The 26126-nt window shown below is 35.9% G+C and carries 24 protein-coding genes and 1 pseudogene; 11 read left to right on the forward strand and 14 right to left on the reverse strand.

Translation table 11 applies throughout. The annotated features are described in order from the left end of the window. Positions 1-48 precede the first annotated feature (48 nt). A pseudogene (locus tag RCH13_RS01835) lies at positions 49-375 on the forward strand (GreA/GreB family elongation factor); the annotation flags it as partial. 162 nt (positions 376-537) lie between these two features. Continuing rightward, entirely contained in the window at positions 538-2766 is a 2229-nt protein-coding gene (locus RCH13_RS01840; protein ID WP_326985501.1) for a B12-binding domain-containing radical SAM protein, read from the forward strand. A 7-nt stretch (positions 2767-2773) separates the two neighbouring features. On the opposite strand, the gene RCH13_RS01845 is transcribed toward RCH13_RS01840, so the two are convergent. The 6 genes from RCH13_RS01845 to atpD all read right to left on the reverse strand — a co-directional run bounded on the left by RCH13_RS01845 (position 2774) and on the right by atpD (position 9166). Next, the gene (locus tag RCH13_RS01845; protein ID WP_326985502.1) at positions 2774-5422 is read right to left on the reverse strand and encodes an MGH1-like glycoside hydrolase domain-containing protein; all 2649 of its coding nucleotides are present in this window, start codon (positions 5420-5422) and stop codon (positions 2774-2776) included. Continuing rightward, entirely contained in the window at positions 5419-5565 is a 147-nt protein-coding gene (locus RCH13_RS01850; RefSeq protein ID WP_326985503.1) for a hypothetical protein, read from the reverse strand. Before RCH13_RS01850 ends, RCH13_RS01845 begins: the two co-directional genes overlap by 4 nt. Before the next feature lie 120 nt (positions 5566-5685). Next, positions 5686-6495: a glucose 1-dehydrogenase gene (locus RCH13_RS01855; protein ID WP_326985504.1), complete on the reverse strand. Its 810-nt coding sequence runs from the start codon at positions 6493-6495 to the stop codon at positions 5686-5688. 234 nt (positions 6496-6729) lie between these two features. Continuing rightward, positions 6730-7173 (reverse strand): hypothetical protein, encoded by a 444-nt coding sequence (locus RCH13_RS01860; RefSeq protein WP_326985505.1) that lies wholly within the window; start codon positions 7171-7173, stop codon positions 6730-6732. 122 nt (positions 7174-7295) lie between these two features. Then, positions 7296-7577, reverse strand: a complete 282-nt coding sequence (locus RCH13_RS01865) for a FoF1 ATP synthase subunit delta/epsilon (protein WP_326985506.1) — start codon at positions 7575-7577, stop codon at positions 7296-7298. A gap of 80 nt (positions 7578-7657) precedes the next feature. Further along, positions 7658-9166 (reverse strand): F0F1 ATP synthase subunit beta, encoded by a 1509-nt coding sequence (gene atpD / locus RCH13_RS01870; protein WP_326985507.1) that lies wholly within the window; start codon positions 9164-9166, stop codon positions 7658-7660. A gap of 102 nt (positions 9167-9268) precedes the next feature. Between atpD and RCH13_RS01875 the strand changes: the two genes are divergently transcribed. Beyond that, a complete protein-coding gene (locus RCH13_RS01875; protein WP_326985508.1) occupies positions 9269-10189 on the forward strand; it encodes a bifunctional riboflavin kinase/FAD synthetase in 921 nt (306 codons plus the stop codon). Here RCH13_RS01875 and RCH13_RS01880 read toward each other — a convergent pair. Further along, complete coding sequence (locus RCH13_RS01880; protein WP_326985509.1) at positions 10186-10539, reverse strand: MmcQ/YjbR family DNA-binding protein; 354 nt, start codon at positions 10537-10539, stop codon at positions 10186-10188. The two genes, RCH13_RS01875 and RCH13_RS01880, sit on opposite strands and share 4 nt — an antisense overlap. Before the next feature lie 112 nt (positions 10540-10651). Here RCH13_RS01880 and RCH13_RS01885 point away from each other — a divergent pair, with 112 nt between their 5' ends. Then, on the forward strand, positions 10652-11302 hold the full coding sequence (locus tag RCH13_RS01885; protein ID WP_326985510.1) for an NAD(P)H-binding protein: 651 nt from the start codon (positions 10652-10654) through the stop codon (positions 11300-11302). A 76-nt stretch (positions 11303-11378) separates the two neighbouring features. Here the strand turns inward: RCH13_RS01885 and frr are convergent, their stop codons facing one another. Together frr and pyrH are read right to left on the reverse strand one after the other, a co-directional pair. Further along, complete coding sequence (gene frr, locus RCH13_RS01890) at positions 11379-11933, reverse strand: ribosome recycling factor (protein ID WP_326985511.1); 555 nt, start codon at positions 11931-11933, stop codon at positions 11379-11381. 74 nt (positions 11934-12007) lie between these two features. After that, on the reverse strand, positions 12008-12721 hold the full coding sequence (gene pyrH / locus RCH13_RS01895) for a UMP kinase (RefSeq protein WP_326985512.1): 714 nt from the start codon (positions 12719-12721) through the stop codon (positions 12008-12010). 136 nt (positions 12722-12857) lie between these two features. Between pyrH and porQ the strand changes: the two genes are divergently transcribed. The 5 genes from porQ to RCH13_RS01920 all read left to right on the forward strand — a co-directional run bounded on the left by porQ (position 12858) and on the right by RCH13_RS01920 (position 16011). Then, a complete protein-coding gene (gene porQ / locus RCH13_RS01900; protein ID WP_326985513.1) occupies positions 12858-13856 on the forward strand; it encodes a type IX secretion system protein PorQ in 999 nt (332 codons plus the stop codon). A gap of 91 nt (positions 13857-13947) precedes the next feature. Beyond that, on the forward strand, positions 13948-14622 hold the full coding sequence (gene cmk, locus RCH13_RS01905; protein ID WP_326985514.1) for a (d)CMP kinase: 675 nt from the start codon (positions 13948-13950) through the stop codon (positions 14620-14622). A 110-nt stretch (positions 14623-14732) separates the two neighbouring features. Further along, complete coding sequence (locus RCH13_RS01910) at positions 14733-15116, forward strand: YtxH domain-containing protein (protein WP_326985515.1); 384 nt, start codon at positions 14733-14735, stop codon at positions 15114-15116. Positions 15117-15200: 84 nt separating this feature from the next. Continuing rightward, the gene (locus RCH13_RS01915) at positions 15201-15509 is read left to right on the forward strand and encodes a phage holin family protein (RefSeq protein ID WP_326985516.1); all 309 of its coding nucleotides are present in this window, start codon (positions 15201-15203) and stop codon (positions 15507-15509) included. A 4-nt stretch (positions 15510-15513) separates the two neighbouring features. After that, on the forward strand, positions 15514-16011 hold the full coding sequence (locus RCH13_RS01920; protein WP_326985517.1) for a phosphoribosyl-ATP pyrophosphatase: 498 nt from the start codon (positions 15514-15516) through the stop codon (positions 16009-16011). 34 nt (positions 16012-16045) lie between these two features. Here the strand turns inward: RCH13_RS01920 and RCH13_RS01925 are convergent, their stop codons facing one another. Beyond that, a complete protein-coding gene (locus RCH13_RS01925) occupies positions 16046-16774 on the reverse strand; it encodes an RNA methyltransferase (RefSeq protein ID WP_326985518.1) in 729 nt (242 codons plus the stop codon). On the opposite strand from RCH13_RS01925, the gene tamL reads away from it, so the two are divergent. Then, positions 16760-19327 carry a translocation and assembly module lipoprotein TamL gene (gene tamL / locus RCH13_RS01930; RefSeq protein ID WP_326985519.1) on the forward strand — a complete coding sequence of 856 codons (2568 nt, stop codon included), beginning with the start codon at positions 16760-16762 and terminating at the stop codon, positions 19325-19327. The genes RCH13_RS01925 and tamL overlap by 15 nt on opposite strands. A 66-nt stretch (positions 19328-19393) precedes the next feature. Beyond that, positions 19394-21619 carry a M20/M25/M40 family metallo-hydrolase gene (locus tag RCH13_RS01935; protein ID WP_326985520.1) on the forward strand — a complete coding sequence of 742 codons (2226 nt, stop codon included), beginning with the start codon at positions 19394-19396 and terminating at the stop codon, positions 21617-21619. 61 nt (positions 21620-21680) lie between these two features. Here RCH13_RS01935 and RCH13_RS01940 read toward each other — a convergent pair whose 3' ends face one another. From RCH13_RS01940 to RCH13_RS01955, 4 genes are all read right to left on the reverse strand, one after another. Further along, positions 21681-22073: a hypothetical protein gene (locus tag RCH13_RS01940; protein WP_326985521.1), complete on the reverse strand. Its 393-nt coding sequence runs from the start codon at positions 22071-22073 to the stop codon at positions 21681-21683. 421 nt (positions 22074-22494) lie between these two features. Further along, entirely contained in the window at positions 22495-22842 is a 348-nt protein-coding gene (locus tag RCH13_RS01945) for a 2-thiouracil desulfurase family protein (RefSeq protein WP_326985522.1), read from the reverse strand. Positions 22843-23015: 173 nt separating this feature from the next. Then, entirely contained in the window at positions 23016-25631 is a 2616-nt protein-coding gene (locus RCH13_RS01950; protein ID WP_326985523.1) for a DNA gyrase/topoisomerase IV subunit A, read from the reverse strand. Further along, positions 25631-26119: a hypothetical protein gene (locus RCH13_RS01955; RefSeq protein ID WP_326985524.1), complete on the reverse strand. Its 489-nt coding sequence runs from the start codon at positions 26117-26119 to the stop codon at positions 25631-25633. Before RCH13_RS01955 ends, RCH13_RS01950 begins: the two co-directional genes overlap by 1 nt. Positions 26120-26126: the final 7 nt, after the last annotated feature.

Here is a 26126-nt window from a genome sequence, read left to right on the forward strand (position 1 = left end):
AAAACATGGAACAAATTATCATAACAAAACAAGACCGTACGCGAATTCACAGAAGATGCAGAAAAATTACTTGCCGAATTACACAGCGCGAAAATTGTTTCTTCTGCGGAAATTCCGAAAGATGTAGTTACCATGAATTCCATTGTTAAGATTCACTTTGAAAATAACACCAAGCCTATCCAATTTCAGCTAGTTTATCCGCATTTGGCGAATATCAAAGAAAATAAAATTTCTATTTTTTCTTCCGTTGCCTCCGCTTTAATTGGATACCGTGTTGGTGATGAAATCGATTGGGTAATTCCTTCTGGAATGACGAAAATTAAAATCGACGAAATTATTTATCAGCCAGAAGCTGCAGGAGATCTCGATTTGTAAACTTTAAACCACAAAAGTCACAAAAGTTTTTATTCTTAAAAATAATTGCAAAATTTTGTAAAAGTTAAATTTTCTGACCATTTTAGAAATAAATTGCACCGTGCTTTTGTGACTTTTGTGGTTCTATTATATTTACAATAAATTTGCAAAAAGAAATTCTGTTTGAAAGATCTCCTTCTCATCACTCCACCCTTTACGCAACTCAATACTCCTTATCCCGCAACGGCTTATATTAAAGGATTTTTGAACACGAAACACATTTCCTCTTATCAAATGGACCTTGGAATTGAGGTGATTTTGGAATTATTTTCGAAAGAAGGAATTCAGAAAGTCTTTTCAAATGTCTTCGATTTGAAAGTAACCTCTGAAAATTCTCAAAGGATTTTTGCGATGAGAGAAGAATATATAAAAACCATCGATCAGGTCGTTCTGTTTCTGCAAAATCAAAATCCGACTTTAGCCCGGCAAATTTGCAGCATGAATTTTCTGCCGGAAGCATCGCGTTTTAACCAACTCGATGATATGGAATTTGCCTTTGGAAATATGGGTTTACAAGACAAAGCAAAACATCTTGCAACCTTGTATTTAGAAGATATTTCAGATTTTATTGTTGAAAATATTGATCTAGATTTCGGTTTTAGTCGCTACGCAGAAAGAATTGGTCAAAGTGCAAATTCTTTCGATGAACTCTATTCAAAACTCAATAATCAGGAAACTTTTACTGATGATTTTACTTTAAAAATATTAAAGGAAAAGATAGATTTGATCCAACCCAAAATGGTCTGTTTTTCCGTTCCGTTTCCGGGGAATTTATATGCCGCTTTTCGATGCGCTCAATTTATTAAAGCAAATTATCCAAATCTCAAAGTCGTCATGGGAGGTGGATTTCCAAATACAGAATTGCGCGAATTAAAAGATCAACGAGTATTTGAATTTTTCGATTATATCACTTTAGATGACGGCGAATTACCGCTGGAATTGGTGTATCAATCTGTTGTTAATTCCCCTCCTTTGGAGGGGTGTCAAAATTCCAAGAATTTTGACGGGGTGGTTTATGAATTCAAAAGAACTTTTATTCTGGAAAATCAGATAGTTGTTTATAAAAATAACACCTCGAAATCCGATTATAAACAAGCCTTTGTGGGAACTCCGGATTATTCTGATTTGCTTCTCGATAAATATATTTCAGTCATCGAAATTGCCAATCCAATGCACAGTTTATGGAGCGATGGTCGTTGGAATAAGTTGACAATGGCGCATGGTTGCTATTGGGGAAAATGTACTTTTTGCGATATTTCTCTAGATTACATAAAAATTTACGAACCCATTTCCGCTAAAATTCTAGTGGATCGAATGGAGGAATTGATCGAACAAACGGGAGAATCAGGTTTCCATTTTGTAGATGAAGCCGCTCCACCTGCATTAATGCGCGAAGTTGCGCTGGAAATTTTGCGTAGAAATCTCGTAGTAACTTGGTGGACAAACATTCGGTTTGAAAAAAGTTTTAGCAGAGATTTATGTTTTTTACTGAAAATTTCAGGCTGTGTAGCAGTTTCTGGTGGTTTAGAAGTTGCGAGTGACAGATTGCTCAAATTAATTGACAAAGGCGTTTCCGTTGAACAAGTTGCGAAAGTAACCCGTAATTTCACGGAAGCCGGAATTATGGTTCACTCCTATTTGATGTATGGATTTCCCACGCAAACAGAGCAGGAAACCATAGATTCCTTGGAAATGGTAAGACAACTTTTTGAAATGGGAATTATTCAAAGTGGATTTTGGCATCAGTTTGCATTAACGGCACATTCGCCAATTGGAAAAGATCCTGCAGAATTTGGCGTTGAACCCATAATGAATGAAATTTTATTCGCGCATAACGACATTGAATTTACAGATAAAACTGGAATTGACCATAGTCAGTTTAGTTTTGGTTTAAAAAAATCTTTACTCAATTATATGCATGGAATTAATTTCGATCTTCCCTTGAAAAATTGGTTTGACTTTAAAATTCCAAAAACGACCATTGATCCAGATTACATTCACGATTGTCTTTTAGAAGAGGAAAGTTTTATTTTTAAAGGAAATTCAAAACTCGTTTTTTTAGACAAAAATGCGCAAGTCGAAAATTTCATTAAGACAAAAAAAGGAAATTCTTACGATTTTACGAGGCTCACGTTTCATCTGAAAACCAATATTGTAAAATTAGAACTGGAAAGCAATAAAGCAAAATGGTTGATGAAAATCTTCGCAGAAAATTCTTCGGAAAACCCTAAAAAATTAACACTGCAACGATTGAAAACTCAGTTCGAGGAAAATTTTGAAGATTTTGAATTATTTTGGTTTTCGAAACCGTTGCAACAATTGAAAGAAAATGGTGTAATTTTAAGTCTGTAGCAGACTATTATTTTGCCGCTTCAGTTTCCTTAACAGCCAATTCTTTCTGTTCCAGCCGCGGCTGCAGAATTTTAGCAATCAATCCCGTCCAGCCAGTTTGGTGAGAGGCTCCTGCTCCTCTGCCATTATCGCCGTGAAAATATTCGTAAAATAAAATATAATCTTTGAAATCTTTGTCCTCCTGAAATCTTGGATATTGACCATTTACCGCGCGTTTACCATTTTCATCCTCCAGAAATATATTGGAAAGGCGTTTTCCCAAAGAAGCGGCAATCTCGTCCAGGTTAGAATATTTTCCACTTCCGGTGGGATATTCTACCATAAAATCCGGACTGTAGTAAAAGAAAAACCGCTGCAAACTCTCAATTATTAAAAAATTAATCGGGAACCAAACCGGACCGCGCCAATTGCTGTTGCCGCCAAACATATTGCTATCACTTTCCGCCGGCGTGTATTTTACCGTATAGTCAACATTATTCAGCTCAATTTCAAAAGGATCATTTTCATAAACTTTAGAAAGGGAGCGAATTCCAAACTCACTTAAGAATTCTTTTTCATCCAGCATTCTGTAGAGTAATCTTTTTAAGCGGTGACCGCGTAGCAGACTGAGTAAGTGTTTGGAATTTTCCCCTTTTACTTCCCATCTGGAAACCAGGGCGGCAAGTTCTGGCTTATTTTCCAGGATCCAGTCCATTCTTTCTTTGAAGAGGGGAAGTTTCTGCAGTATTTCATCATCAATTACTTCTACGGCAAACATGGGAATTAATCCCACAATGGTTCGAAGTTTTAAGTAAAGCGGATCGCCATTTTTTCTGCAGAGGGCATCATAGAAGAATTCATCTTCTTCATCCCAGAGAGAAAAACCTTCGTCTCCCATACTGTCTAGTGCATTTGCAATTGCCAGAAAATGCTCAAAATACTTAGTCGCCATTTCCTCATACACATGATTGTACTGCGCTAATTCTATGGCAATTCGCATCATATTTAAAGAAAACATTGCCATCCAGCTGGTTGCATCGGCTTGTTCCAAACGTTCCCCATTGGGTAATTTTGCGCTGCGATCAAAAACTCCTACGTTATCTAAACCAAGAAAACCGCCTTCAAAAATATTATTTCCGTTTCGGTCTTTCTTATTGACCCACCAGGTGAAATTCATTAATAATTTTTGAAATACCGACTCTAAAAATTCCAGATCAGGTTTTCCCTTCATGCATTCATCAATCTTAAAGACGCGAAAAACCGCCCAGGCATGAACCGGCGGATTGACATCTGAAAAATTCCACTCATAAGCTGGCAATTGTCCATTAGGGTGCATATACCAATCCAGCGTAAATAATTTCAACTGTTGCTTGGCAAAATCTGGGTCGATTAAAGAAAAACTGAGACAGTGAAAAGCAGTGTCCCAAGTTGCATACCACGGATATTCCCATTTATCGGGCATGGAAATGATATCGGCATTACTGAGATGTTTCCAGTCAAAATTTCGTATTTCTTTTCTGGATTTTGGGGGTCGAATTTCGAACGGATCACCTTTTAGCCATTTATCAACATTGTAATGGTAAAATTGTTTGTTCCACAACATTCCTGCAAAAGCTTGTCGCTGCACCAATTTCTCATCCTCGGTTTCTATTCCTTTTTGAATGTTTTGGTAAAATTCATCTGCTTCTTTTTTTCTTTGGTCAAAGATTTTTGAAAAGTTTTTGAAAGGATCGGCTAAATCTTTATCACTTAAACGAAACTCAAAGATCTGCGTTGTTTCTGCCAGAATTAATTCATCCAGAATAAAAGCGGCTTTTGTTCCTTTATTTTCGAGATTGATCCCATCTTTATTTCCGTTGATGATAAAATTGTTGAGGCTATCTTTGGGATAAGGATCAGATTCCGCTACAGTGTAGAGGCGAACATTATTTGTTTCATTGTTGCAGAATAATAATCTGGCGGAAGATTTAGCGTAAAAATTTTTGAGACTGAGATCTTTATGTTCGATTTTAATGCAATCATCAGAAATTTTATTGAGGCTGGGAAGATAATCATCGTAACCCCAACTCCAGGTATCCCGAAACCACACGGTAGGCATTATAAAAAGCGGCGCATCTTTTACCGATTTGTTGTCCACCGTAATTTTGATCAGAATATCATGTTGAGATTCTTTCGCGTATTCAATAAATATATCGAAGTATTCATTACCCTCAAAAATACCGGTGTCAATCAATTCATATTCCGCTTCCTCTTTTCCGCGGGAAGCATTTTTCTGAATTAATTCTTCATAAGGAAAGGCGTTTTGAGGATACTTATAAAGCATTTTCATGTAAGAATGCGTCGGAGTGTTATCTAAATAGTAGAAATATTCTTTCACATCTTCACCGTGATTTCCCTGACCATTGGTAAGTCCGAAAAACCGTTCTTTCACCATTTTATCTTTCTTGTTCCAAAATCCTACGGAAAAAACGAGCATTTGTTGATCATCACAAATTCCGCAAATTCCTTCTTCGCCCCATCGATAGGTTTTTGCTTCGGCGGTATCATGATTGGTATAATTCCAGGCATCCCCATTTTCACTGTAATCCTCCCGAACCAAACCCCACTCGCGATTGCTCACATAAGGTCCCCATTTTTTCCAGGAAATCTCGGAAATTCTTTTCGCTTCTACTGTCATGGGTCTGTTTTTTTGATGGATGTTTGATGGTGAATGATGGAAGATGGATGATGGATGGTGGCTGGAAATAAATTGGCTTTATTTTTAGTAATACTCAATTTTCTACTTGATCTGAACCGCGCCCCGACTTGAGTGGAGCACATTTTTATTTTTGAAAAAAATGAAAATTGCGGGAACGGAAGGCGGAAATGTGCGCCCAAAAAAATGTTAAAACCACCCCGTCAAAAATTAAAATTTTTGCCACCCCTCCAATGTAGGGGAATTTATCCGCCGGTTGCAAAACTTTCAAAGGTGGTCATTCCACCATCGATGAAAATACTTGCTCCTGTAATATAATCTGATAAATCACTGGCTAAAAAAACGGCGAGATTGCCAATATCTTCGGGAGTTCCGATCCTGTTGTAGGGAATTAAAGTCAAAAGGGAATCCAGCGCTTCTGGCGTGTTCCAAGCGTTTGTGTTGATGGGAGTTTGAATGGCACCAGGACAAATGGAATTGACCCGGATTTTTTGGGCGCCATATTCCTGCGCTAAACTTTGCATCATCATGCGGATCGCACCTTTGCTGGAGGCATAATTTACATGTCCTGCCCAGGGAATTATTTCGTGAACGGAAGAAATATGAATTATTTTTCCACATGCGACGGATTTTGCAGGATCAATTCCGCGACGGAGAAATTCTTTGATGGCTTCTCTTGCACAGAGAAATTGACCGGTTAGATTGACATTGATTACGGCATTCCACTGATCGAGGGTCATTTCTGTAAATTTTGCGTCTTTTTGAATTCCAGCATTATTGACCAAAATATCTACAGTTCCTAATTGAGAAACAACATCTTGAAACATATTCACAACTTCTGTTTCCTGGGACACATCGCATTGATAAGTAATCGCTTTTCCTCCTTTTTTAATGATATCGTTCGCAACCGTTTGAGCACTTTCCAGACTGTGTTCGGAAGAATGATTTACAACGATAGTTGCTCCAGACTCTGCCATTGCTTTTGCTATTCCAGTTCCGATTCCACTGGAAGCTCCTGTTATCAGAGCAACTTGGTTTTTAAGAGATCTTTCCATTTTTATGTATTGATTTTGGCTTAATAAAAAATGTTACAATATTTTATTTAGGATAATTATTAGTTGAAAACAAAATAATCATGTTCAATTCTTTTGCAGTACAGTCAAATTTAAGAAAATCATATCTTTTTTTATTTCCTAGCTTTTTGTTAAAAAAGTATAATATTGATGATCGAACGAGATTTTGCTGAAATTACTGGAACCAATTCATTATGAATTAAGACGTATTATATTTTAAACTTTACTTTTCAGTTTACTGATAATTTTTAAAAGTGCTGTTCTATTTTTGGCGTCATGGTAAAACTTTGGAAGCTTTTCGATAAGGGTAAAATGCGTTCGGTCTTTATGTTCACGCAAAGTTGCACTGATGTATAGTTCCAGATAATGTAAATGACTTTCATTATAAGACCAGAAGTTATCGCTTTTAAAAGGAGCTTGGAGCCAAAGTTGCGCATCAAAATATTGGTCTGCAGATAAATTAATCGTTGCATTATTTGAAATTTGAGTGGTCATTTTTTTATTTAGTCCACATTGAAGACAAATTAAATACGCAAGCTTTTCCTCAAAATTAACTGTTGCCAATGCTTTCTTTTGACAAGTTGGACATACCACCAAAACTTCTTTAAAGAAATCTGCGATTGTTAAATTTTCATCTTGAAAACGATGTAAACCTGTCATTTCATAATGGTATTAGTTGTAAAGTAAATGTAGGTAATTCTACAAAAAAAAACCCAAAGCAGTAAAATTGCTTTGGGTTCAATAATTTAAAGTCAAAAATTAGACTTTCTAAACTTGCTTACTTATTCTGCAAGTATAATTCCTTTGTTGTGATTGAATTCAATCACACCACTTTTTACAGGGAAAGAAAAAACACTTTCTTTTTCACTTTCTTTTGTAAAATGGCTTGCATATTTCTCATCGATCTGGTTGGTGAAAAGTCGAACTCTTCCGCCAATTAATGAAGCAACAATCGCAGCGTGATCTTTCATAATCTGGAAATCACCATTTTTGCCAGGAAGCAAAACAGAGCTTACTTCACCTTCAAAAACTACAAATTCCGGGGTTAATATCTTTATATTCATTTTTTAAAATTGTAGATTATAGATTTTAAATTCTAAATGATTGCTCAATCTAAAATCTAAAATTTAACATTTAAAATTTGTTAAGCGTTTTCTGCCAACATTTTTTGTCCAGCTTCAATTGCTTCTTCGATGGTTCCTTTCAAGTTAAAAGCAGATTCTGGTAAGTGATCTAATTCACCGTCAATGATCATATTAAATCCTTTGATGGTATCTTTGATATCAACCAAAACTCCTTTCAAACCTGTAAATTGCTCTGCAACATGGAACGGTTGAGATAGGAAACGCTGTACTTTTCTCGCTCTGTAAACTGATAATTTATCTTCTTCGGAAAGTTCTTCCATTCCAAGAATTGCAATAATATCTTGTAATGCTTTGTATTTCTGAAGAATTTCTTTTACTCTCTGAGCACAGTCATAATGATCATCTCCTAAAATTTCAGGAGTCAAAATTCTTGATGTAGAAGCTAATGGATCTACCGCAGGATAAATTCCTAAGGAAGCAATTTTTCTGTCTAATACGGTAGTTGCATCTAAGTGAGCAAAAGTGGTTGCTGGAGCTGGATCTGTTAAATCATCTGCAGGAACGTAAATCGCCTGCACTGACGTAATGGAACCATTTTTTGTAGAAGTAATTCTTTCCTGCATCGCACCCATTTCCGAAGCCAAAGTTGGTTGGTAACCTACTGCAGATGGCATTCTTCCTAAAAGTGCAGAAACTTCTGAACCTGCCTGTGTAAAACGGAAGATATTATCTACAAAGAATAAAACATCTCTTCCTTGCCCCTGTTCGTCTCCATCTCTGAAATATTCAGCGATTGTTAAACCAGACAAAGCTACTCTAGCCCTTGCTCCAGGTGGCTCATTCATTTGTCCGAAAACGAAAGTACATTTTGACTCTTTCATTTCTTCCAAATCAATTTTTGATAAATCCCAGCCTCCATTTTCCATAGAGTGCATGAATTCTTCACCATATTTAATAATGCCTGATTCAAGCATTTCTCTTAAAAGGTCATTTCCTTCTCTTGTTCTTTCTCCTACACCCGCGAAAACTGAAAGTCCACCATGTCCTTTTGCGATATTGTTAATCAATTCTTGGATCAAAACTGTTTTACCAACACCTGCTCCACCGAACAAACCAATTTTCCCTCCTTTTGAATAAGGTTCAACTAAATCAATTACTTTAATTCCTGTAAAAAGAACTTCTGCAGACGTAGTTAACTGGTCAAATTTTGGTGCTTCTCTGTGAATAGGCAATCCGTTTTCTTTAGAAACTTGCTGAATTCCGTCAATAGCATCTCCAACTACATTAAACAAACGTCCATATACTTCATCGCCAACTGGCATTGTTATTTGTCTTCCTTGTGCGATCACTTCCTGACCTCTCTGTAATCCATCTGTAGCATCCATTGCAATACATCTCACAGAATCTTCACCAATGTGCTGTTCTACTTCAAGTACTACTTTGTTACCATCACTTTTCATGATTTCTAATGCATCATAAATTTTCGGAAGTTCTTCTACGTCCTTGAAAAGTACGTCGATAACTGGACCGATAATTTGAGAGATTTTTCCTTTGATTTGGTTTGCCATTGCTAATTTTTTACGTGTGTGCAAATATAAGGAAAGTTCCCAATTCTGCAATTGGTTCAAAAGAAGATTTTTATCATATTTGCATCACCAAAATTTATTCTTTTGAAAATCATCGAAAATCTCCGTCAGTACCATGATCAAACTCCTTTAGCTCTTTCTATTGGAATGTTTGATGGAGTACATTTGGGACATCAAAAAATCATTAATCAACTGAATGAAATCTCCCAAAAAAAGAAGCTGGAATCTGGATTGCTTACTTTTTGGCCACATCCTAGAACCATTTTCAGTCCAGGTGATGACTTAAAATTATTGAGTACGTTAGAGGAGAAATCTTACCTTTTGGGAAAACATGGTGTTCAAAATCTATTTCTGCAGGAATTTGATGAAGATTTCCGAAACTTAACTGGAGAAGAATTTATTCAGCAGATTTTAAAAGAAAAATTGAACGTAAAACATTTAATCATTGGACACGATCATACTTTTGGGAAAAATAAAAGTGGTGATTTTAATCTATTGCAAAAGATGGCTCCAGAAATGGGTTTTGAAGTAGAACAAATCGAAGCTGTAAATTTTGGGGAAAAACACATTAGTTCTACGCAAATCCGTAATGCTTTAAGTTCCGGTAAGATCAAAGAAGCCAACCAAATGTTGGATTATCATTATTCTATTGCAGGGAAAGTAATTCACGGTAAAAAAATCGGTAGAACGATTGGTTATCCAACCGCTAATATTGAAATAAATTCACTGAAAATTTTGCCTAAAAAAGGAGCTTATATTGTAGATGTTTATGTGAAAAATGAACATTATAAAGGAATGTTGAGTATCGGAACCAATCCTACTGTTTTTGGAAATACACTTTCAGTAGAGGTTTACATTTTAGATTTCGATCACGATATTTATGGGGAAGAAATCTCGGTAAACTTTCGCGATTTTCTTCATCAAGAAATTAAATTTGAAGGTTTAGATCACCTCATTGCAAGACTTGATGAAGACAAACTCTTGACTTCTAACTTTAATTTCTAATAAATTTCTAAGCTTTCTCTCTGTTTTTTGGTCAATGATTGCACCACTAATTCGTAGGAAGAATCGATCAAGTCAAAAATTAATTTTGGCAGCAATCCCTCACAAATTACCGTATTCCAATGGGTTTTATTCATGTGATAAGCTCCTGTTATCTGCGGATATTTCTCTCGAAGTTCTACACTCCACTCTGGATCCGTCTTCACGGCAATACTTAAAGGTTGACTTTCTAGTGGGATCAACAAAAACATTTTACCTATTACCTTCATCACTAAAGTATCTGGATTAAAGGGAAAAGTTTCTTCTGCTCCTTTTTTTTTCAAACAATAATCGAGAATTAAATTAGCGTCCATTATTAATTGTGGTAAGCAGTTATGATTAATAAATAACTGAGTATCTCACAAATTTAGTAAATTTACGAAGACTTACTTGAACTCATTCTTAACAATTTATGCTCTACCAAAAATGAAAGCACTTATAATTGGCGCGACTGGCGCCACCGGAAAAGACTTAGTTAACCAACTGTTAGAAGATAAAGATTTTGAAGAAGTTAATATTTTCGTGAGAAAACCCCTCGAAATTAAAAACGCAAAATTGAAAACGCACGTGGTAAATTTTGATGCACCCAATGAATGGAAAGATTTAGTGCAAGGCGATGTGGCATTTTCATGTTTAGGAACCACTTTAAAAGCTGCTGGTAGTAAAGAAGCACAGCGAAAGGTGGATTACGATTACCAATATGAATTTGCAAAAAATGCCAAAGAAAACGCAGTTGCGGATTACATTTTGGTATCTTCTTATGGAGCAGATCCAAAATCAAAAATATTTTATTCCCGCATGAAAGGAGATTTGGAAAAAAGTGTAAAAGACTTGCGCTTCGAAAAAGTAACTATTTTTCAGCCCGGAATGTTGGAAAGAAAAGATACCGAAAGAACGGGTGAAGTTTTGGGCGGAAAAATAATTAAGTTCGCAAATAAGTTCGGAATTTTGACGCAGCAAAAACCATTGCCGACCGCCGTTTTAGCAAAAGCGATGATCACTTCTTCTAAGATAAAGTCAAATGGTTACTCAAAAATAAAATTAGCGAGCATTTTCAGCTTTGCAGATAAAACATAACTCGTTTTAGCCTAAAAAAAGCCGTTTCAATACAATTGAAACGGCTTTTTTAATATCATGACAAATATAATTATGCTTAAACTTTCATGATTTCTGCTTCTTTCACTTTCAAATGATCATCGCAGATTTTTACGTATTTATCCGTCAATTCTTGAATGGTTGCTTCTTTGTCTTTAATTAAATCTTCAGAAACACCTTCCAATTTTCTCAACTCTTTCATCCCATCTTGACGGGCATTTCTCACCGTAATTTTCGTTCCTTCAGCTTCAGATTTCGCTTGCTTTGCGAGTTCGCGTCTTCTTTCTTCGGTCAATGGTGGAACATTTAAGATGATATTCTCTCCATTATTAGAAGGAGCAAATCCCAAGTTAGAATTGATAATGGCTTTTTCAATAGCACCAATTGCGGTTCTATCCCAAGGTTGAATGGAAATCGTCATGGCATCTGGAACCATCACGTTCGCAACTTGATTGAGCGGTGTGGGTGCGCCATAATATTCTACCATCACGTCTTGAACCATTGTAGTAGAGGCTCTACCTGCACGGATTTTTTGAAAAGCGTGCTCCAAATGTTTGATGGCAGCATCCATTTCCTGCTGCACCATATCAACGGTAAGTTCTAATTCTTCCATAGATTTTAAAATTTCAAATTTATAAACAGTCTTAAAAAATTTGATTAAAACTGCCTCAAAGAGTTTATGTTAATTTATTTTTTGATGGATACCAATGTTCCAATTTCTTCACCGGAAACAATCTTCACAAGATTCCCTTCTTGATTCATATCAAAGACAATGATGGGTAAATTATTTTCATGACTTAATGTAAATGCAGTCATATCCATTACCTTCAAACCTTTTTCAAATACTTCGTCAAAAGTTAAAGAATTATATTTTACAGCGTTTTCATTTATTTCTGGATCACTGTCATAAATTCCCGCAACTCTTGTCCCCTTTAAGATAACATCTGCATCTATTTCAATAGCTCGAAGTGTAGCTGCAGTATCTGTGGTAAAATACGGATTTCCTGTACCGGCACCAAAGATCACTACTCTGCCCTTTTCTAAATGTCGAACAGCTTTTCTTTTGATGAAAGGTTCTGCTACTTTATCCATTTCAATGGCAGATTGCAGTCTCGTGAAAATTCCCGCATCTTCTAAAGCACCTTGTAGCGCCATTCCATTGATGACTGTTGCGAGCATTCCCATATAATCTCCCTGAACTCGGTCCATTCCTTTGGCAGCGCCCGCTAAACCACGGAAAATATTACCACCACCAATAACAATTGCCACCTGACAACCTAAATCCACTACTTTTTTAATTTCCGCTGCATATTCTTTCAGGCGGTCATTATCAATTCCGTACTGGCGGTTTCCCATTAATGCTTCGCCACTCAGTTTTAGAAGAATTCGGTTGTATTTCATATTTTTAATTTTAGCGCTGTATTTTTGCTGTGCAAATATAAGTAAACGCAAATAATCTCGTTAATAGATTTATATTTACAGAGAATTATTTTCGGAAAATATTAAAAAAAATTATTTTTGTACCTTAAACTGTAATTTGAAAAAACTAATCCTGGTTATCACCCTGCTTTCCTGTACCGTTTTCTCTGCGCAAGAAGGGACAAATGTTTATCCGTTTCTTAATATTCCAGTTTCTGCCCGACAAGCCGCCATGGGTGGCGATGCTATTTCTATTCGAGACTATGATGTAAGTTTTGCTGGGGTTAATCCTGGATTAATGAATTTAGAGCAAGACAAAATGATTTCTATTAATTATGCGTCTTATCTTGCAGATTCTAGATATGGAACCATTAGTTATGTTAAGGATTTAGAAGAAGGTCATCTTGTTGGATTAAATGTACGCTATATGGATTACGGAAATATCCCTAGAACAGATGAAAGTGCCAATCTAAATGGCGAATTCGGGGCGTCTGACGCTTCTATCGGCTTAGGTTACGCATACCAATTTGCGGAGGATTGGACTGTTGGAGGAAGTGCTAATTTCGTGACTTCTAAAATTGACAGCTATACTTCGATGGCAGTTGTCGGAAATGCCGGTGTTACCTATCATAATGCGCAAAGCAAAGAAACTCTGGCTTTGGTTTTTAGAAATTTTGGATATCAATTTAAATCATTTAATGGACTTCGAGAAAATGTAGCTTTTCGGGTAGACTTAGGATATACAAAAATTTTGGACGAATTTCCTTTGGCATTTACCATTACAGCACATGATTTGCAAAAATTAGATATTTCTCAAGACTTTGATAACAACGGTCAAGAAACTGGCTTAACGAGAAAAGTCGCAGATCACTTTTCCCTGGGATTAGAATTATTTCCAGAACAATCTTTTAATTTAAGATTTGGGTACAATGTTCGTCGGGGAAATGAACTCGCTGTTTTAGATCAAAGAAGTTTCACTGGACTTTCTGCGGGGTTTGGTATAAAAATTTCCTCCTTCCGATTTGATTATGCTCACGTTCGATATCACAACTCTTCTAATGTAAATATGTTCGGTTTAACCCTTGATTTGATAGAAGTTGGGGGAAACAGAAGGTAGTTTCTTACCATTATTTCTCAAGTCTGTCAAAAAGGCAGATTTAATTTCAAAAATATTTTTATAGTTTAAATAAAATGAAGAAATTTGTTTCATGAGAAAACCTGTAATTGCCATTGACGGCTATTCTTCTACCGGAAAGAGTTCTATATCAAAAGTGATTGCGAATGAACTTGACCTTATTCATATGGACACCGGTGCATTATATAGAGGAGTAACTTATTTTGCATTGAAAAATTGCCTAGAACAAACAGGTGAAATTAATTTAGAAAAACTCTTCGCACAATTACCATTGATCAAAATTGAATTTAAAACGGTCGATCATGAGCTCCAAATTTTTCTAAATGATGAAGATATTTCTCAGCAAATAAGAGATAAGGAGGTAAGTTCTAATGTTAGTCTTATTGCCTGTCAAAAGGAGGTACGAGACTATTTGATGGAAACTCAACGCTCCATCGCTAAAGAAGGCGGCGTTATTTTGGATGGTAGAGATATCGGAACAGTGGTACTACCCGATGCTGATTTTAAATTTTTTCTAACTGCATCAATTGAAGAAAGAACTCGAAGACGTTACTTAGAATTAAAATCAATGGGAGTAAATATGCTTGAAGAAGAAGTGCGGGAAAATTTAACCACCCGAGATAAAATTGATAGTGAAAGAGAAGTTGCACCTTTGAAAAAAGCTGAGGACGCTATAATAATTGATAACACGACTTTGACTAAAATGGAAACAATATTATTAATAAAATCTTATATTCATCCAATTTAACATAATTTTAAGAATTAAATAGTTTTTTTGGTATATTAATTGTAACTTCAAGCTGAGAATGTGAGAGCATTCTACCATTAAAAATACATTAACTATTAAAATTTATTAAAATGTCTAAAAAAGGAAATAACACAGCAGGAGTATTGGCAGGATTACTAGCAGGAGCTGCAGCAGGTGTAGTTCTAGGAATGCTATATGCACCTGAAGAAGGAAGTGAAACTAGAAAAAAAATTAAAACCAAAGCAACAGATTTGAAGGACCAGGCTGTAGACCAATACGGTAGAGCAACTGAGAAGGCAACTGAGCAATATGGTGTAGTTTCAGAGAAGGTAAAAGATCAGTATAACAATATTTCTACTCAAGTAAAAGATACTGCGGATAAAGTTGTTTCTTCTGTTAAAGAAGGATATGATAAATACAAAGATCAGGCAATTGCTAAAACAAATGAAGTAGTGCAAGATGTAGAGAATGAATTAGACGGAATGAAATCTTAGTTGTATTCCCGAAATTATTCACTGAATATTAAAAGGAACTTACCCAATAAGTTCCTTTTTTTGTAAACCTTAAAAAAATAAACCATGTTAGATATTTTAAAAGATTATGCTTACAAAAGAGCAGATTTGCTGAAAATGCAGGCGACTGAAAAAACAGTTACCATTGTAGGTTCTGCTACTATTGCCGTTTTAATGGCAGTTTTTGGATTGTTTTTCGTTATCTTGTTTTTCGTGGGATTAGGTTTTTTAATTGGGCATTATCTTCATAACTACGGATTCGGATTGTTAATTGTTTCTGGACTTTTTCTGCTCATTATTATTCTTATATTTCTTAGTAGAAAGTCCATTAAGAATTTTATGGCCGATAAGATTATTAAATTGTTAGAAAACTAATATTATGGGGACTAAATATAACAGCCTAGAAGAATTAAGAAGAAAAAAATTATTGCTCCAAAAAGAACTTTCAGAAATGGAAGACCTTTTAACTTTTGATAACACCAAAGAATCTTTAAGTGCATTCACCAATGGTTTTACGGATAAATTTCTACAGGATGAAATCCAACCCGATGGAGAAAGTAAAACAACTCTAAAATCCAATGAAATTATGAGAGAAATCTCAAATTCCGTTAAAGATTCAGTGCTAAACAAAAGCGCCGTACTTGGATTTGCAAAAAGCGACACGGGTTTGCATCTTTTAGAAAACACTTTGAAAATTGGTGCTGTAACTTTTGTAGGTAATTATGCTAGAAAGAGCATCGCCAATTCTAACTGGAAAAAGAAATTAATCGGTTTAGCACTTATTTATTTAGCGCCAATAGCGCTGAGATTTTTCCGCAAAAAATTGGTAGAATATCAAAAAAGCCAAACCACTTCCAGCATCAGGCAACTGATATAAGATATAAACCGTTTCACTTTGATGTAGCGGTTTTTTATTTTTTAGAAAAAATTTGTCCCAAAATTATCCCCGCGGCCATCGAAACATTTAAACTTTCTGTCGCTTTAGAATTTCCAAATCTTGGGATGGTTATTTTGTCATTAAGAATATCTTCGATTTCTGGACGAATTCCATTTCCTTCATTCCCTAAAACCAAATTAAATTTTTCTGGAAATGGAAATGTATAAAAATTTTCACCTGCCATATCTGTTCCAATATTTGAAGTCTCAGAATTTTGTAAATAAATTTCTAGATTTTCATAAACTACATTCACCCGTAGAAAAGAGCCCATACTCGCTTGAATAACTTTCGGATTATAAAAATCTACCGTGTCTTCACTGCAAATAATTTGTTTAATCCCAAACCAATCTGCCAGTCGAATTAGAGTGCCCAAATTTCCAGGATCCTGAATTCCATCTAAAATTAACTGTCGATTGATCCCTTCCAGAATTTTTTGCTCTTTAATTTCACACACCGCTACGGAATCTTTTGGATTTTGAAGAAAACTGATTTTTTTAAGATCAGCGGGGGAAACCTGATATGAGGTTGAATGATTATTCTCAAATTTTTCTGCATCAAGCGTATAAAGATCTTGAATTTGATACGCAGAATTCGGTATTTCTTTGATGGTTTTATTGCCCTCAACCAAAAACAAATTGTATTTTTGTCTGAATTTCTTCTTGTCCAAAGACTGTAAAATCTTTATTTTATGAGCTGTAAGCATTTATCAAAATATTTTCAAAAGTATTACTTATTTATTTCATCTGCAATTGCAATTACCTTTCTCTTCGCCTGCAGCACTACAAAAAAGGTTCCTGAAGGTGAATACCTCTTAACCAAAAATAATTTCCGCTTTGAAGATGGAAAAATTTTTGATGATGAAATTGCCAGTTATGTAAGTCAAAAGCCTAATAGAAAGCAGTTATTCCTTCTACCCCTAGGATTGTGGCTCTATAACACGACGAATCCAAAATATGATTCCATCCTTAATGAATACCTCACTTATCCCTCAGAAGTGAGAGATCAGCAACTTCGGGATTCTCTTTTCATTAAATACAAACACCCAGAATATGTCGGAAAAAGTCTTTTCTTTGAAAGATTTATGCATAATATTGGTCAGCCACCTGTAATTTTGGACCAAGGAAAAACAGAGACAAGTGCCAATTCTATTCGGAAATTTTTTGTGTACCGAGGATATTGGGATACCGATGTGAAATTCAGCCACGATTTGGATTCTGCTGCGAAAAAGGCACAAGCAAACTATTTAATCATACACAAGGACGCAACCAGAATTAGTGATTATTACTACAATATTCCCGATCCTGCGATCAAAGGTGTTTATGAAGAAAATCTGCGTAAAAGCTTAGTGCGGGGGAAAGAAGTTTTGGATCAGGAAGTTTTAGAAAGTGAAGTCAAAAGAATTAATGATTTGATGAAAGAGAGAGGGTATTATAAATTTAACAATTCTAATGAGGAAATTTATTTTACAGCAGATACTTTACAAAGTAGGAAAGATGTTCCATTAATCATGGATATCCACAAGGATTCTATCGATTCGCCCTACCGAAAAACAACCATCGGAGCTATTGATGTTCACTTAATCAGCAAACTTGGGGACACCTTAGAAACCACCAAAGATTCGCTTTTGGGGATTAACATTTATAAGTTAGACAATCAGTTTAAAACCATGTCTCTGTGGCGGCCTATCATATTGAAAACTGGTGATTTGTACCAGCAAAAAAATCTGGACCTCACCAAAAGAAATATTGCTTCCATGAATAATTTCAGCGTTATTAAATATGATGAACGCCTGAGAAGAGGGAGCGATAGTATTTTGGATGTGAGTTATTACCTGGCTCCCTTATCCAAATATGATTTAAAAATAGCCACAGATATTAATTACTCTCAAATTCTGAACTTCGGGGTGTCGCCATCTGTGGACTTAACTTCCCGTAATGTTTTTGGGGGAGCAGAGAACTTAATTTCGAGTGTTTCCGGCATTTTTGGATCTGTGGTTGATACTAAAGACACAGAGAAAAGAAGTTTCGCTTATGAACTCTCTACGCAGTTCTCCCTTAATTTCCCAAGGTTATTATTACCTTTTAAGACCTGGAAATTAATTCCGAAACGCTTCTCCCCCTCAAGTTCTATTATTTTAGGGGTATCTGTTCAGGATAATATTGGATTGGGAAGAATCGGCTTTAATGGTAGTTTGAATTATTTTGCTAATGTAAATGATATTGTTTCCCATCGGTTATCATTATTTAACACGCAGTTAAGTTTAACGCGCAATAAAGATAAATTCTATGATTTTTTCCCTGCTGATCGGGATATTAGAAACCAGATTTTCGAAACCTACTCTCCTGCTTTAAACCAAGATTTTATTGACAACAAAATCACTTCCGATGAACTATCAGGAATTATCGTGGGCGATGAAAATTTTGTCAGTTCTCTTTCCGGGGATAATCTGAATCTTTACAACACTTTTGTGCAGTCCTTGCTCAACAAGGACAGACAGACGCAAGATGTCCTGATTTCTTCTTTCATCTATAATTTCGTCTACAATGAAATCGGTAAAAAAGACCGACCAAATCCTTTCTACTTTAATGGAAAAATAGAAAGTGCCGGAAATATATTCAGTCTATTTAACACTACGCAGCAAGCAGATGGCGTTATTTCTGGCGAATCAAAGAAAATACTCAACACTTCATATTCTCAGTTTATAAAATTTGATGTGGATGTACGGAAGTATTTCTCCTTTTTTAATGACAAACATACTTTGGCCCTGAGACAATTTATTGGGGTCGGAATTCCCTATGGTAATTCTTCAACCATGCCTTTTGTAAGGTCTTATTTTAACGGTGGTTCAAATGACATCAGAGCTTGGCGGGTTTTTGGCGGATTAGGTCCAGCTGATTCTCAATTGGATGAAAAGGTCCGTTCCTACATTATGGACAATGTAAAATTAACCACCAACATAGAGTACAGAATGCCGTTTACGGCTATGTTTGAAGGTGCAGCTTTCGTAGATGCAGGAAATATCTGGAGTCTAAAAGACAACGGTTTTGGTGATGCTTTTAAATTCAATAAGTTTATTTCTCAAATGGGGGTTGGAACTGGGCTTGGTTTAAGAATTAATGTGGCGTATATCACATTGCGTTTAGATGCAGCTTATAAAGTCTATGATCCCAATAAACCTGTTGGAGACCGTTGGGTGATCAATAAATGGCAACCTTTAAAACCTGTGCTAAATTTCGCTTTTGGTTATCCGTTCTAAAGATTATTCATAATTCTTTTGGATTGGTAGTTTCTCACTTCATTTTCATCAAAATAATACAGCCTTATGATTCGATGTAATTTTGTCTTTTCTCTACTCCTTCTGAGTTTTTCTTCACTCCTTTTTTCCCAGGAAAAAAACCTTAAAAATATTCAAAAACTGACTTTTGGCGGAGATAATGCAGAAGCTTATTTTTCTCCCGATTCAAAAAAATTGACATTGCAGGTAACTAATCCTTTAATTGGTGCGAAGTGCGATCAGATCTATCTTTTAGATTTAAATAAAAAAAACATTGGCACCGAGGATTTGCAACTCATTTCAACGGGAGATGGTAGAACAACTTGTTCTTTTTTTATGCCCGATGGAAAACATATTCTCTACGCTTCTACTCACGAAGCCAGCAAAGAATGTCCCGCAAAACCAGCACCCAGAACCGATGGAAAATATCTGTGGCCCGTTTATGCAGAATTTGATATTTATATAGCAGATTTAAATGGAAAAATCACGAAAAAGTTAACGGATTCTCCCGGTTACGATGGAGAAGCGGTGGTTTCTCCAAATGGAAAATATATCGTTTTCACCTCTTCCCGAAGTGGCGATTTAGAATTGTGGCGCATGGATATTGACGGAAAAAATTTAAAACAACTCACTTCCGGTTTAGGTTATGATGGCGGCGCATTTTTCTCCCATGATTCTAAAAAATTAGTTTTCAGGTCTTCTCGTCCTACTACTGCCGAAGATATTAAAGAATACAAAGATTTACTCGCAGAAAATTTGGTCGCGCCCACCAACATGGAAATTTACACCATGAATATTGACGGATCGGATTTAAAACAAATTACAAAACTGGGCAAAGCAAACTGGTCTCCCTATTTTCATCCTTCCGATAAAAAAATAGTATTTTCCTCCAATCATCATTCTACCAGAGGTTATGATTTTCAGATTTACTCTATTGATATAGATGGGACCAATCTCAATCAAATCACCTACGAAAGTGAATTCAATGCCTTTCCCATGTTTTCGCCCGATGGAAAAAAATTGGTTTGGTCCAGCAATCGTTTGGGAGATACGCCAAGAGAAACCAATGTTTTTATGGCAGATTGGATCGAGGGCGATGAAGCAGAAAATATTTCCGAGAACAATTTAATGAAGACTATAAATTATTTGGCTTCCGATGAATTAGAAGGCAGATTAGCCGGAAGTTTGGGAGAAACAAAAGCCGCTGAATTCATTTCTAAAGAATTTTCTGCCTTGAAACTGAAGCCACTTAATGGAAAAAGTTTCATCCAAAATTTTACCTATGATGTGAAATTGAATCCGCATGAAGACTCTTCTTCCAAAAAAGTATTGGGGAAAAACTTGATTGGATATTTAGATAACAAAGCCGCGAAAACGATTATTATTGGAGCCCATTACGATCACTTGGGAAAAAATGAACATCACAATTCTACTTTAATGAATAGTGAAGGTCTGATTCATAATGGAGCGGATGATAATGCATCGGGAGTTGCCGCGGTATTGGAACTCGCGAGACAATTCTCAAAAAATAAAAAGACAGAAAAAGCAAATTATGTTTTCGCTCTTTTTTCTGGGGAAGAAGATGGTTTGATGGGTTCAAAAGCCTTCGCCGAAAATGTAAAAACGCAATATCCAAATGTAATTTCTATGATTAATCTGGATATGGTTGGACGCTTAAATAAAGACAAGGATTTAACGATAGGCGGAATTGGAACCTCTCCTATTTTTGGGGAAATGAGTAAAAAATACAAACCTGCAGGATTTAATTTGGCAGTTGACAGTTCTGGAGTTGGACCTTCAGATCACACCAGTTTTTATTTGAAAGATATTCCTGTTTTATTCTTGTTCACCGGAACACACAGTGATTATCATAAACCGACAGATGATGCAGATAAAATAAATTTCACAGGGTTGAAAAATATTACCACTTACGTTTTCAATTTGTCAAATGGTCTAGCAGAAGCAGCTTCAATTCCTTTTACAAAAACTAAAATTTCTCAAAGCAAAGCCATCCCTAAATATAAAGTGACGCTCGGAATTATGCCAAGCTATGCAGATACAAAAGACGGATTGCATATTGATGGGGTTACAGAAAAACGTCCTGCTGCAGAGGCAGGAATTGAAGCGGGAGACGTGCTTATCAAAATTGGCGCGTGTAAAATTACCGAAGTCTATTCTTATATGGATTGCTTGGCGAAGATTAATTCTGGGGATGAACTGCCAGTGACGGTCCTGCGAAATGGAAAAGAAATGGTGATGAAAGTGAAGTTTTAGAAAGTACTTTTTAAGTCTTAAAATAAATTTTTGATTTCACACGAAAAGTCACGTGGTATCTTTACATAACTGCAATTATAATCAGTATTCCGATTAGGATTGAAAATGGTGAAATAATCTGAAAGTAAAAAGGTTTTAAGATCTCTGCACATTTATTCGAGAAGCGATGATGTAATTTTCTGGGTACAAAATAAAGAACCAGCGAAGTAAGGAGCATAAACCAACCAAACACTTTAAAAATTTCGGGGAATTTTGAATATATAGCGAAGATAATTAAAGCAATAGCAGGAATAATTCTTAGCGTTATTTCCGCGTAATTGATTAAATTTGTACTTCCAGCTTTTCGCAAAGTTTCTCTGGCAATTTTTGGTTTAAGAAACATCAATACCCCAATACCGATAAAAAAAAGACCGAATATAATTAAGGTCCATTTTGCAATTTCCACTATCATCATTTTATTTTTTTAGCCGTTCTTTTACGATATTTTTTTTGCGATCCTGCGCGTGATTCTTTTGAGTGATTATTTGTCAAAAACTGGATTATAAATACAGAAACTCTATTTTCTGAAATTAAAATAATCGGAACATGCGCCAAAAATTTCCTCAAACCTTAAAGAACTCTTTATACCACTCAATTTCGTGGTGATTTTTTTGAGTTAGGTCTATTTGATGTGTTTTGTCCGCAATGGAATAAAGGATTTCTAAAGAGCCATAATCCCGCTGACTTATTGCATTGCATCCATTTCTGAGGAGTTGAGCGGTACAAACTCCCACTCCAATTTGATAAATTTTATTCTCGGAAAATCGGTTGCCGTCTTAAATGACTTGGCTTCTACAAGCTGCACTTATATCCATCATTACAGCGATTTCAATATTTTAACGTTGCGCAAATTCCAGCATTTTTTCTGAAGGTTTACGCATTGCTACCGTCCCGTCTATTCCCGTTTCGGTTAAGACTTTTGCTGTACCGTCCAAAACTTCAAAACCAGTTCCGCCATGGATATCAAAAATTTCTCGGGGCGTTCCACAAGAAAAATCTTCCGGACAGAACTTTACAATCTTTATATTTTCAAAAGTCAATAACTTCAAAGCGCCCAGATGTTCTCCATAAGAAGTGCCATCAAATCCACAATTAAAACCTGTTAAACAGACACTCATCAAAATTCGGCAGGGATTTTCTTTGCTAGGTCTTCTTAAATTTTTTAGATAATCTTGATTGGTCATTATGCTGGACTTGATAGTTGGTCCATATAAATTTACCGAAAAATTTTATACCTATTTCAAATTTATTGATTGGTCAGAAATAGTGATGGGAATATCGCTTTCATCGAAAGGTGATTTTTAATAAAAAAAAGACGCTTATTTAGAGCGGCTTTTTCCCTATTTTATTCTGAAATTTATTCTTCCGGGAACTCAAACAAATCCCCGATCATTCCTTCTTCCGGGAAATCTTCTTCTTTCACATCTACATCAATGAAACTGATATGTCCTTCCGTGGATTCTACGACATCGAAACCTTCATTAATTTCTACTTCCACAGGTTCTGGAAGGTTGATATTAATGGTTTTCACTTTGTTTTTGGTGAGCTGATTTCCGATGGCTTTTATGCCTTTAATTCCGATGAATTCGTCGATATTAATGGTTTCCGGCTCTCTTTGTTTGTCTTTTTCTTTGGCAAAAATAATCTCTGCCGTGGCTTTGTTCGCTACGATGATATTCTCTAAAAAAGATTTCGGATGTTCACTCGGTAAAAAGCTTTGAACATTCGTCGTGTTTTCTAAAAGGAATTTCTTGATGAAATAAATCTGTTTTTCTCCCTCAAAATAAATGGCGGTCAAAGGCTGCTCTGGTTTCCATTTTTCCAGCACCAAATAATCATCTTCAAAACGGTTCATCAAATCGAAGGTGACCAGTTTGGCTTCAGCTTGAGAATTGATGGTCAATATTTTATCATCACCTTTAAAACTGCCGAGCAAAGTTCCACGGGCATCCGCATTTAAGCGCCGAACCGTATCATCAAACCAGATTTTCCGCGGTGCTAAAGTGGAATGACCTTCCTCTTTTAAATCTACTTTTTTCACCGGGTATTTGGTGACTAAATTTCCTTTGGAATCTCTGCCTTTAATGGTAATCTCCGAGAAATCAATTTCAATTTTATTCTTTCGAATGCGCGCATTTTGCTTCAACAAAACAGTAACAGATTCTGCTTCACCATTTGGATTTGCAGAAAAATAAAGCATTTCTGAGCCTTTTTGATCAGAGGCTAATTTGTAGTCAGTATTTCGTGTAACACCCGTTACAGAAAAGCGTTTCATGTAATACGGACCTTCCTTTCCTTCGCGATAAATGGAATTGTAAACCGTGCGTCTGTCATTCTTTTTCCAGATGGCCACATGCACAATGTTTTTCCCGATAAAGGTTTTCGGCTCCACTTTCACCACTTTCATGGTTCCATCTTTTTGGAAGGTAATAATATCGTCAATATCTGAACAATCAAATAAATATTGGTCTTTCCGTAAAGAAGTTCCAATGAATCCTTCCTCGAAATTGGCGTAGAATTTTTCATTCGCCACCGCAACTTTTGACGCATCGATGGTATCAAAAATCCGAAGTTCTGTTTTACGTTCTTTGCCTTTGCCGTATTTTTTCTGAATATTTAAATAATAGTCAATCGCATACGTAATAAGATTTTGCAAATGGTGTTTAACCTGCTCAATCTTCCCTTCGAGCGCAATTATGTTTTCTTTGAATTTATCTAAATCAAATCTAGAAATTCTCTTGATTCGAATTTCCGTTAATCTTAAAATATCTTCTTCTGTTACCGCACGCAATAAATGTTTGGTGTGTGGTTTTAAACCTTTATCAATGGTAGAAATTACATCCTCCCAAGATTCTACTTCCTCGATGTCATGATAAATTCTATTCTCAATAAATATTCTTTCCAGCGAAGAAAAATGCCAGTTCTCCTGCAATTCATGAAGCTCAATTTCCAGTTCTTTTTTAAGTAAAGAAACCGTGTGATCCGTATTTCTTCGTAATATTTCAGAGACCGTTAAAAATTCGGGTTTATTCCCGACAATTACGCAGGCATTGGGAGAAATTGGAATTTCGCAATCCGTAAAAGCATAAAGTGCATCAATGGTTTTATCGGGCGAGACATCATTATTCAACATGATGTTAATCTCTACTTTATCCGACGTATTGTCTTCTATCTTTTTGATTTTAATCTTGCCTTTTTCGTTGGCTTTGATAATTGAATCAATAAGGTCGCTCGTATTTTTACCAAAAGGCAATTCATTAATGCAGAGCGTATTTTTATCTTTCTGAATAATTCTGGCTCGGGCGCGAATTCTTCCGCCTCTTTCTCCGTCATTATAACTGGACGCATCAAGCATTCCGCCTGTTAAAAAATCTGGGAAGAGTTCGAATTTTTTTCCTTTCAAATGAGCAACTGAAGCGTTGATGAGCTCATTAAAATTGTGGGGCATAATCTTCGTCGAAAGTCCTACTCCAATCCCTTCCACACCAGAAGCTAAAAGCAGCGGAAATTTTACGGGCAAATCGATGGGTTCATTATTTCTACCATCGTAAGACTTGGACCATTCTGTTGTTTTCGGATTAAAAACCACTTCCAAAGCAAAAGGCGTTAAGCGCGCTTCAATATATCTCGCCGCCGCCGCCGAATCTCCAGTGTAAATATTTCCCCAATTTCCCTGTGCGTCAATTAGCAGTTCTTTTTGACCAATTTGCACCATGGCATCTGTGATAGAAGCGTCTCCGTGCGGATGGTACTTCATGGTGTTTCCTACAATGTTCGCAACTTTATTGTACCGACCATCTTCCAACTCGCGCATGGAGTGCATAATTCTGCGTTGTACCGGCTTGAATCCATCGAAAATGGAGGGTATTGCACGGTCCAAAATGACATAGGATGCATAATCTAAAAACCAGTCTTTGTATAGACCGGAAACTTTTTTCAGGGATTCTTCTTGGTGACTTTCTTGCTCTTCCATCAACTTAATTTCTCACTCTTATTATCATTGTTCGCTTTAATCACTTTGCTTAAAGAAGTTTTAAGATCGCTTAATTCTTTTTTTGTGAGATAAGAAATATCGTACTTTAAGATTACAGAACTATTCTTTTTGCTAAAAACAGTAATATAAAGTCTTTTGAAAAAGAAGGCATCTACCACTTCGTATTCTTTCAATTTATATTTCGGGAACTCATCACTCAAGGCTTTATCTAAAAAGAGAATTACATTTCTATTTTTAAAGTTTAAAGCTTCGCCATCACTGTCAAATTCGAAAATCTGCCTGCCACGAAGAAAAAATAGAAGCAATAACAGTAAAGGAAAAATAAGAATCAAATAAATACTGCTACCTAAATACTGAAACTTATATTTTTCTAGCAGAAACAACACAACTCCCCCAAAAACCGTCATGAAAACAACGGTGCTCAAAAAATGAAAATAGTTCCCCTTATTTTTGTTATTTAACCTCATGACTCCA

Origin of the sequence: Chryseobacterium sp. MP_3.2, from assembly GCF_035984805.1 — a bacterium.
GTDB lineage: Bacteria > Bacteroidota > Bacteroidia > Flavobacteriales > Weeksellaceae > Kaistella.

What these genes read in the sequence shown, in the direction of transcription:
- RCH13_RS01880 (WP_326985509.1), bottom strand. Translation starts at nt 10,539, where the DNA reads ATGGACGCTAATTTAATTCTCGATTATTGTTTGAAAAAAAAAGGAGCA.
- RCH13_RS01865 (WP_326985506.1), bottom strand. Translation starts at nt 7,577, where the DNA reads ATGAATATAAAGATATTAACCCCGGAATTTGTAGTTTTTGAAGGTGAA.
- RCH13_RS01955 (WP_326985524.1), bottom strand. Translation starts at nt 26,119, where the DNA reads ATGAGGTTAAATAACAAAAATAAGGGGAACTATTTTCATTTTTTGAGC.
- RCH13_RS01925 (WP_326985518.1), bottom strand. Translation starts at nt 16,774, where the DNA reads ATGCTTACAGCTCATAAAATAAAGATTTTACAGTCTTTGGACAAGAAG.
- RCH13_RS01940 (WP_326985521.1), bottom strand. Translation starts at nt 22,073, where the DNA reads ATGATGATAGTGGAAATTGCAAAATGGACCTTAATTATATTCGGTCTT.
- tamL (WP_326985519.1), top strand. Translation starts at nt 16,760, where the DNA reads ATGAGCTGTAAGCATTTATCAAAATATTTTCAAAAGTATTACTTATTT.
- cmk (WP_326985514.1), top strand. Translation starts at nt 13,948, where the DNA reads ATGAGAAAACCTGTAATTGCCATTGACGGCTATTCTTCTACCGGAAAG.
- RCH13_RS01845 (WP_326985502.1), bottom strand. Translation starts at nt 5,422, where the DNA reads ATGACAGTAGAAGCGAAAAGAATTTCCGAGATTTCCTGGAAAAAATGG.
- RCH13_RS01850 (WP_326985503.1), bottom strand. Translation starts at nt 5,565, where the DNA reads ATGTGCTCCACTCAAGTCGGGGCGCGGTTCAGATCAAGTAGAAAATTG.
- RCH13_RS01920 (WP_326985517.1), top strand. Translation starts at nt 15,514, where the DNA reads ATGGGGACTAAATATAACAGCCTAGAAGAATTAAGAAGAAAAAAATTA.
- RCH13_RS01935 (WP_326985520.1), top strand. Translation starts at nt 19,394, where the DNA reads ATGATTCGATGTAATTTTGTCTTTTCTCTACTCCTTCTGAGTTTTTCT.
- RCH13_RS01860 (WP_326985505.1), bottom strand. Translation starts at nt 7,173, where the DNA reads ATGACAGGTTTACATCGTTTTCAAGATGAAAATTTAACAATCGCAGAT.
- RCH13_RS01885 (WP_326985510.1), top strand. Translation starts at nt 10,652, where the DNA reads ATGAAAGCACTTATAATTGGCGCGACTGGCGCCACCGGAAAAGACTTA.
- RCH13_RS01910 (WP_326985515.1), top strand. Translation starts at nt 14,733, where the DNA reads ATGTCTAAAAAAGGAAATAACACAGCAGGAGTATTGGCAGGATTACTA.
- RCH13_RS01915 (WP_326985516.1), top strand. Translation starts at nt 15,201, where the DNA reads ATGTTAGATATTTTAAAAGATTATGCTTACAAAAGAGCAGATTTGCTG.
- frr (WP_326985511.1), bottom strand. Translation starts at nt 11,933, where the DNA reads ATGGAAGAATTAGAACTTACCGTTGATATGGTGCAGCAGGAAATGGAT.
- RCH13_RS01945 (WP_326985522.1), bottom strand. Translation starts at nt 22,842, where the DNA reads ATGACCAATCAAGATTATCTAAAAAATTTAAGAAGACCTAGCAAAGAA.
- atpD (WP_326985507.1), bottom strand. Translation starts at nt 9,166, where the DNA reads ATGGCAAACCAAATCAAAGGAAAAATCTCTCAAATTATCGGTCCAGTT.
- RCH13_RS01855 (WP_326985504.1), bottom strand. Translation starts at nt 6,495, where the DNA reads ATGGAAAGATCTCTTAAAAACCAAGTTGCTCTGATAACAGGAGCTTCC.
- pyrH (WP_326985512.1), bottom strand. Translation starts at nt 12,721, where the DNA reads ATGAAATACAACCGAATTCTTCTAAAACTGAGTGGCGAAGCATTAATG.
- RCH13_RS01950 (WP_326985523.1), bottom strand. Translation starts at nt 25,631, where the DNA reads ATGGAAGAGCAAGAAAGTCACCAAGAAGAATCCCTGAAAAAAGTTTCC.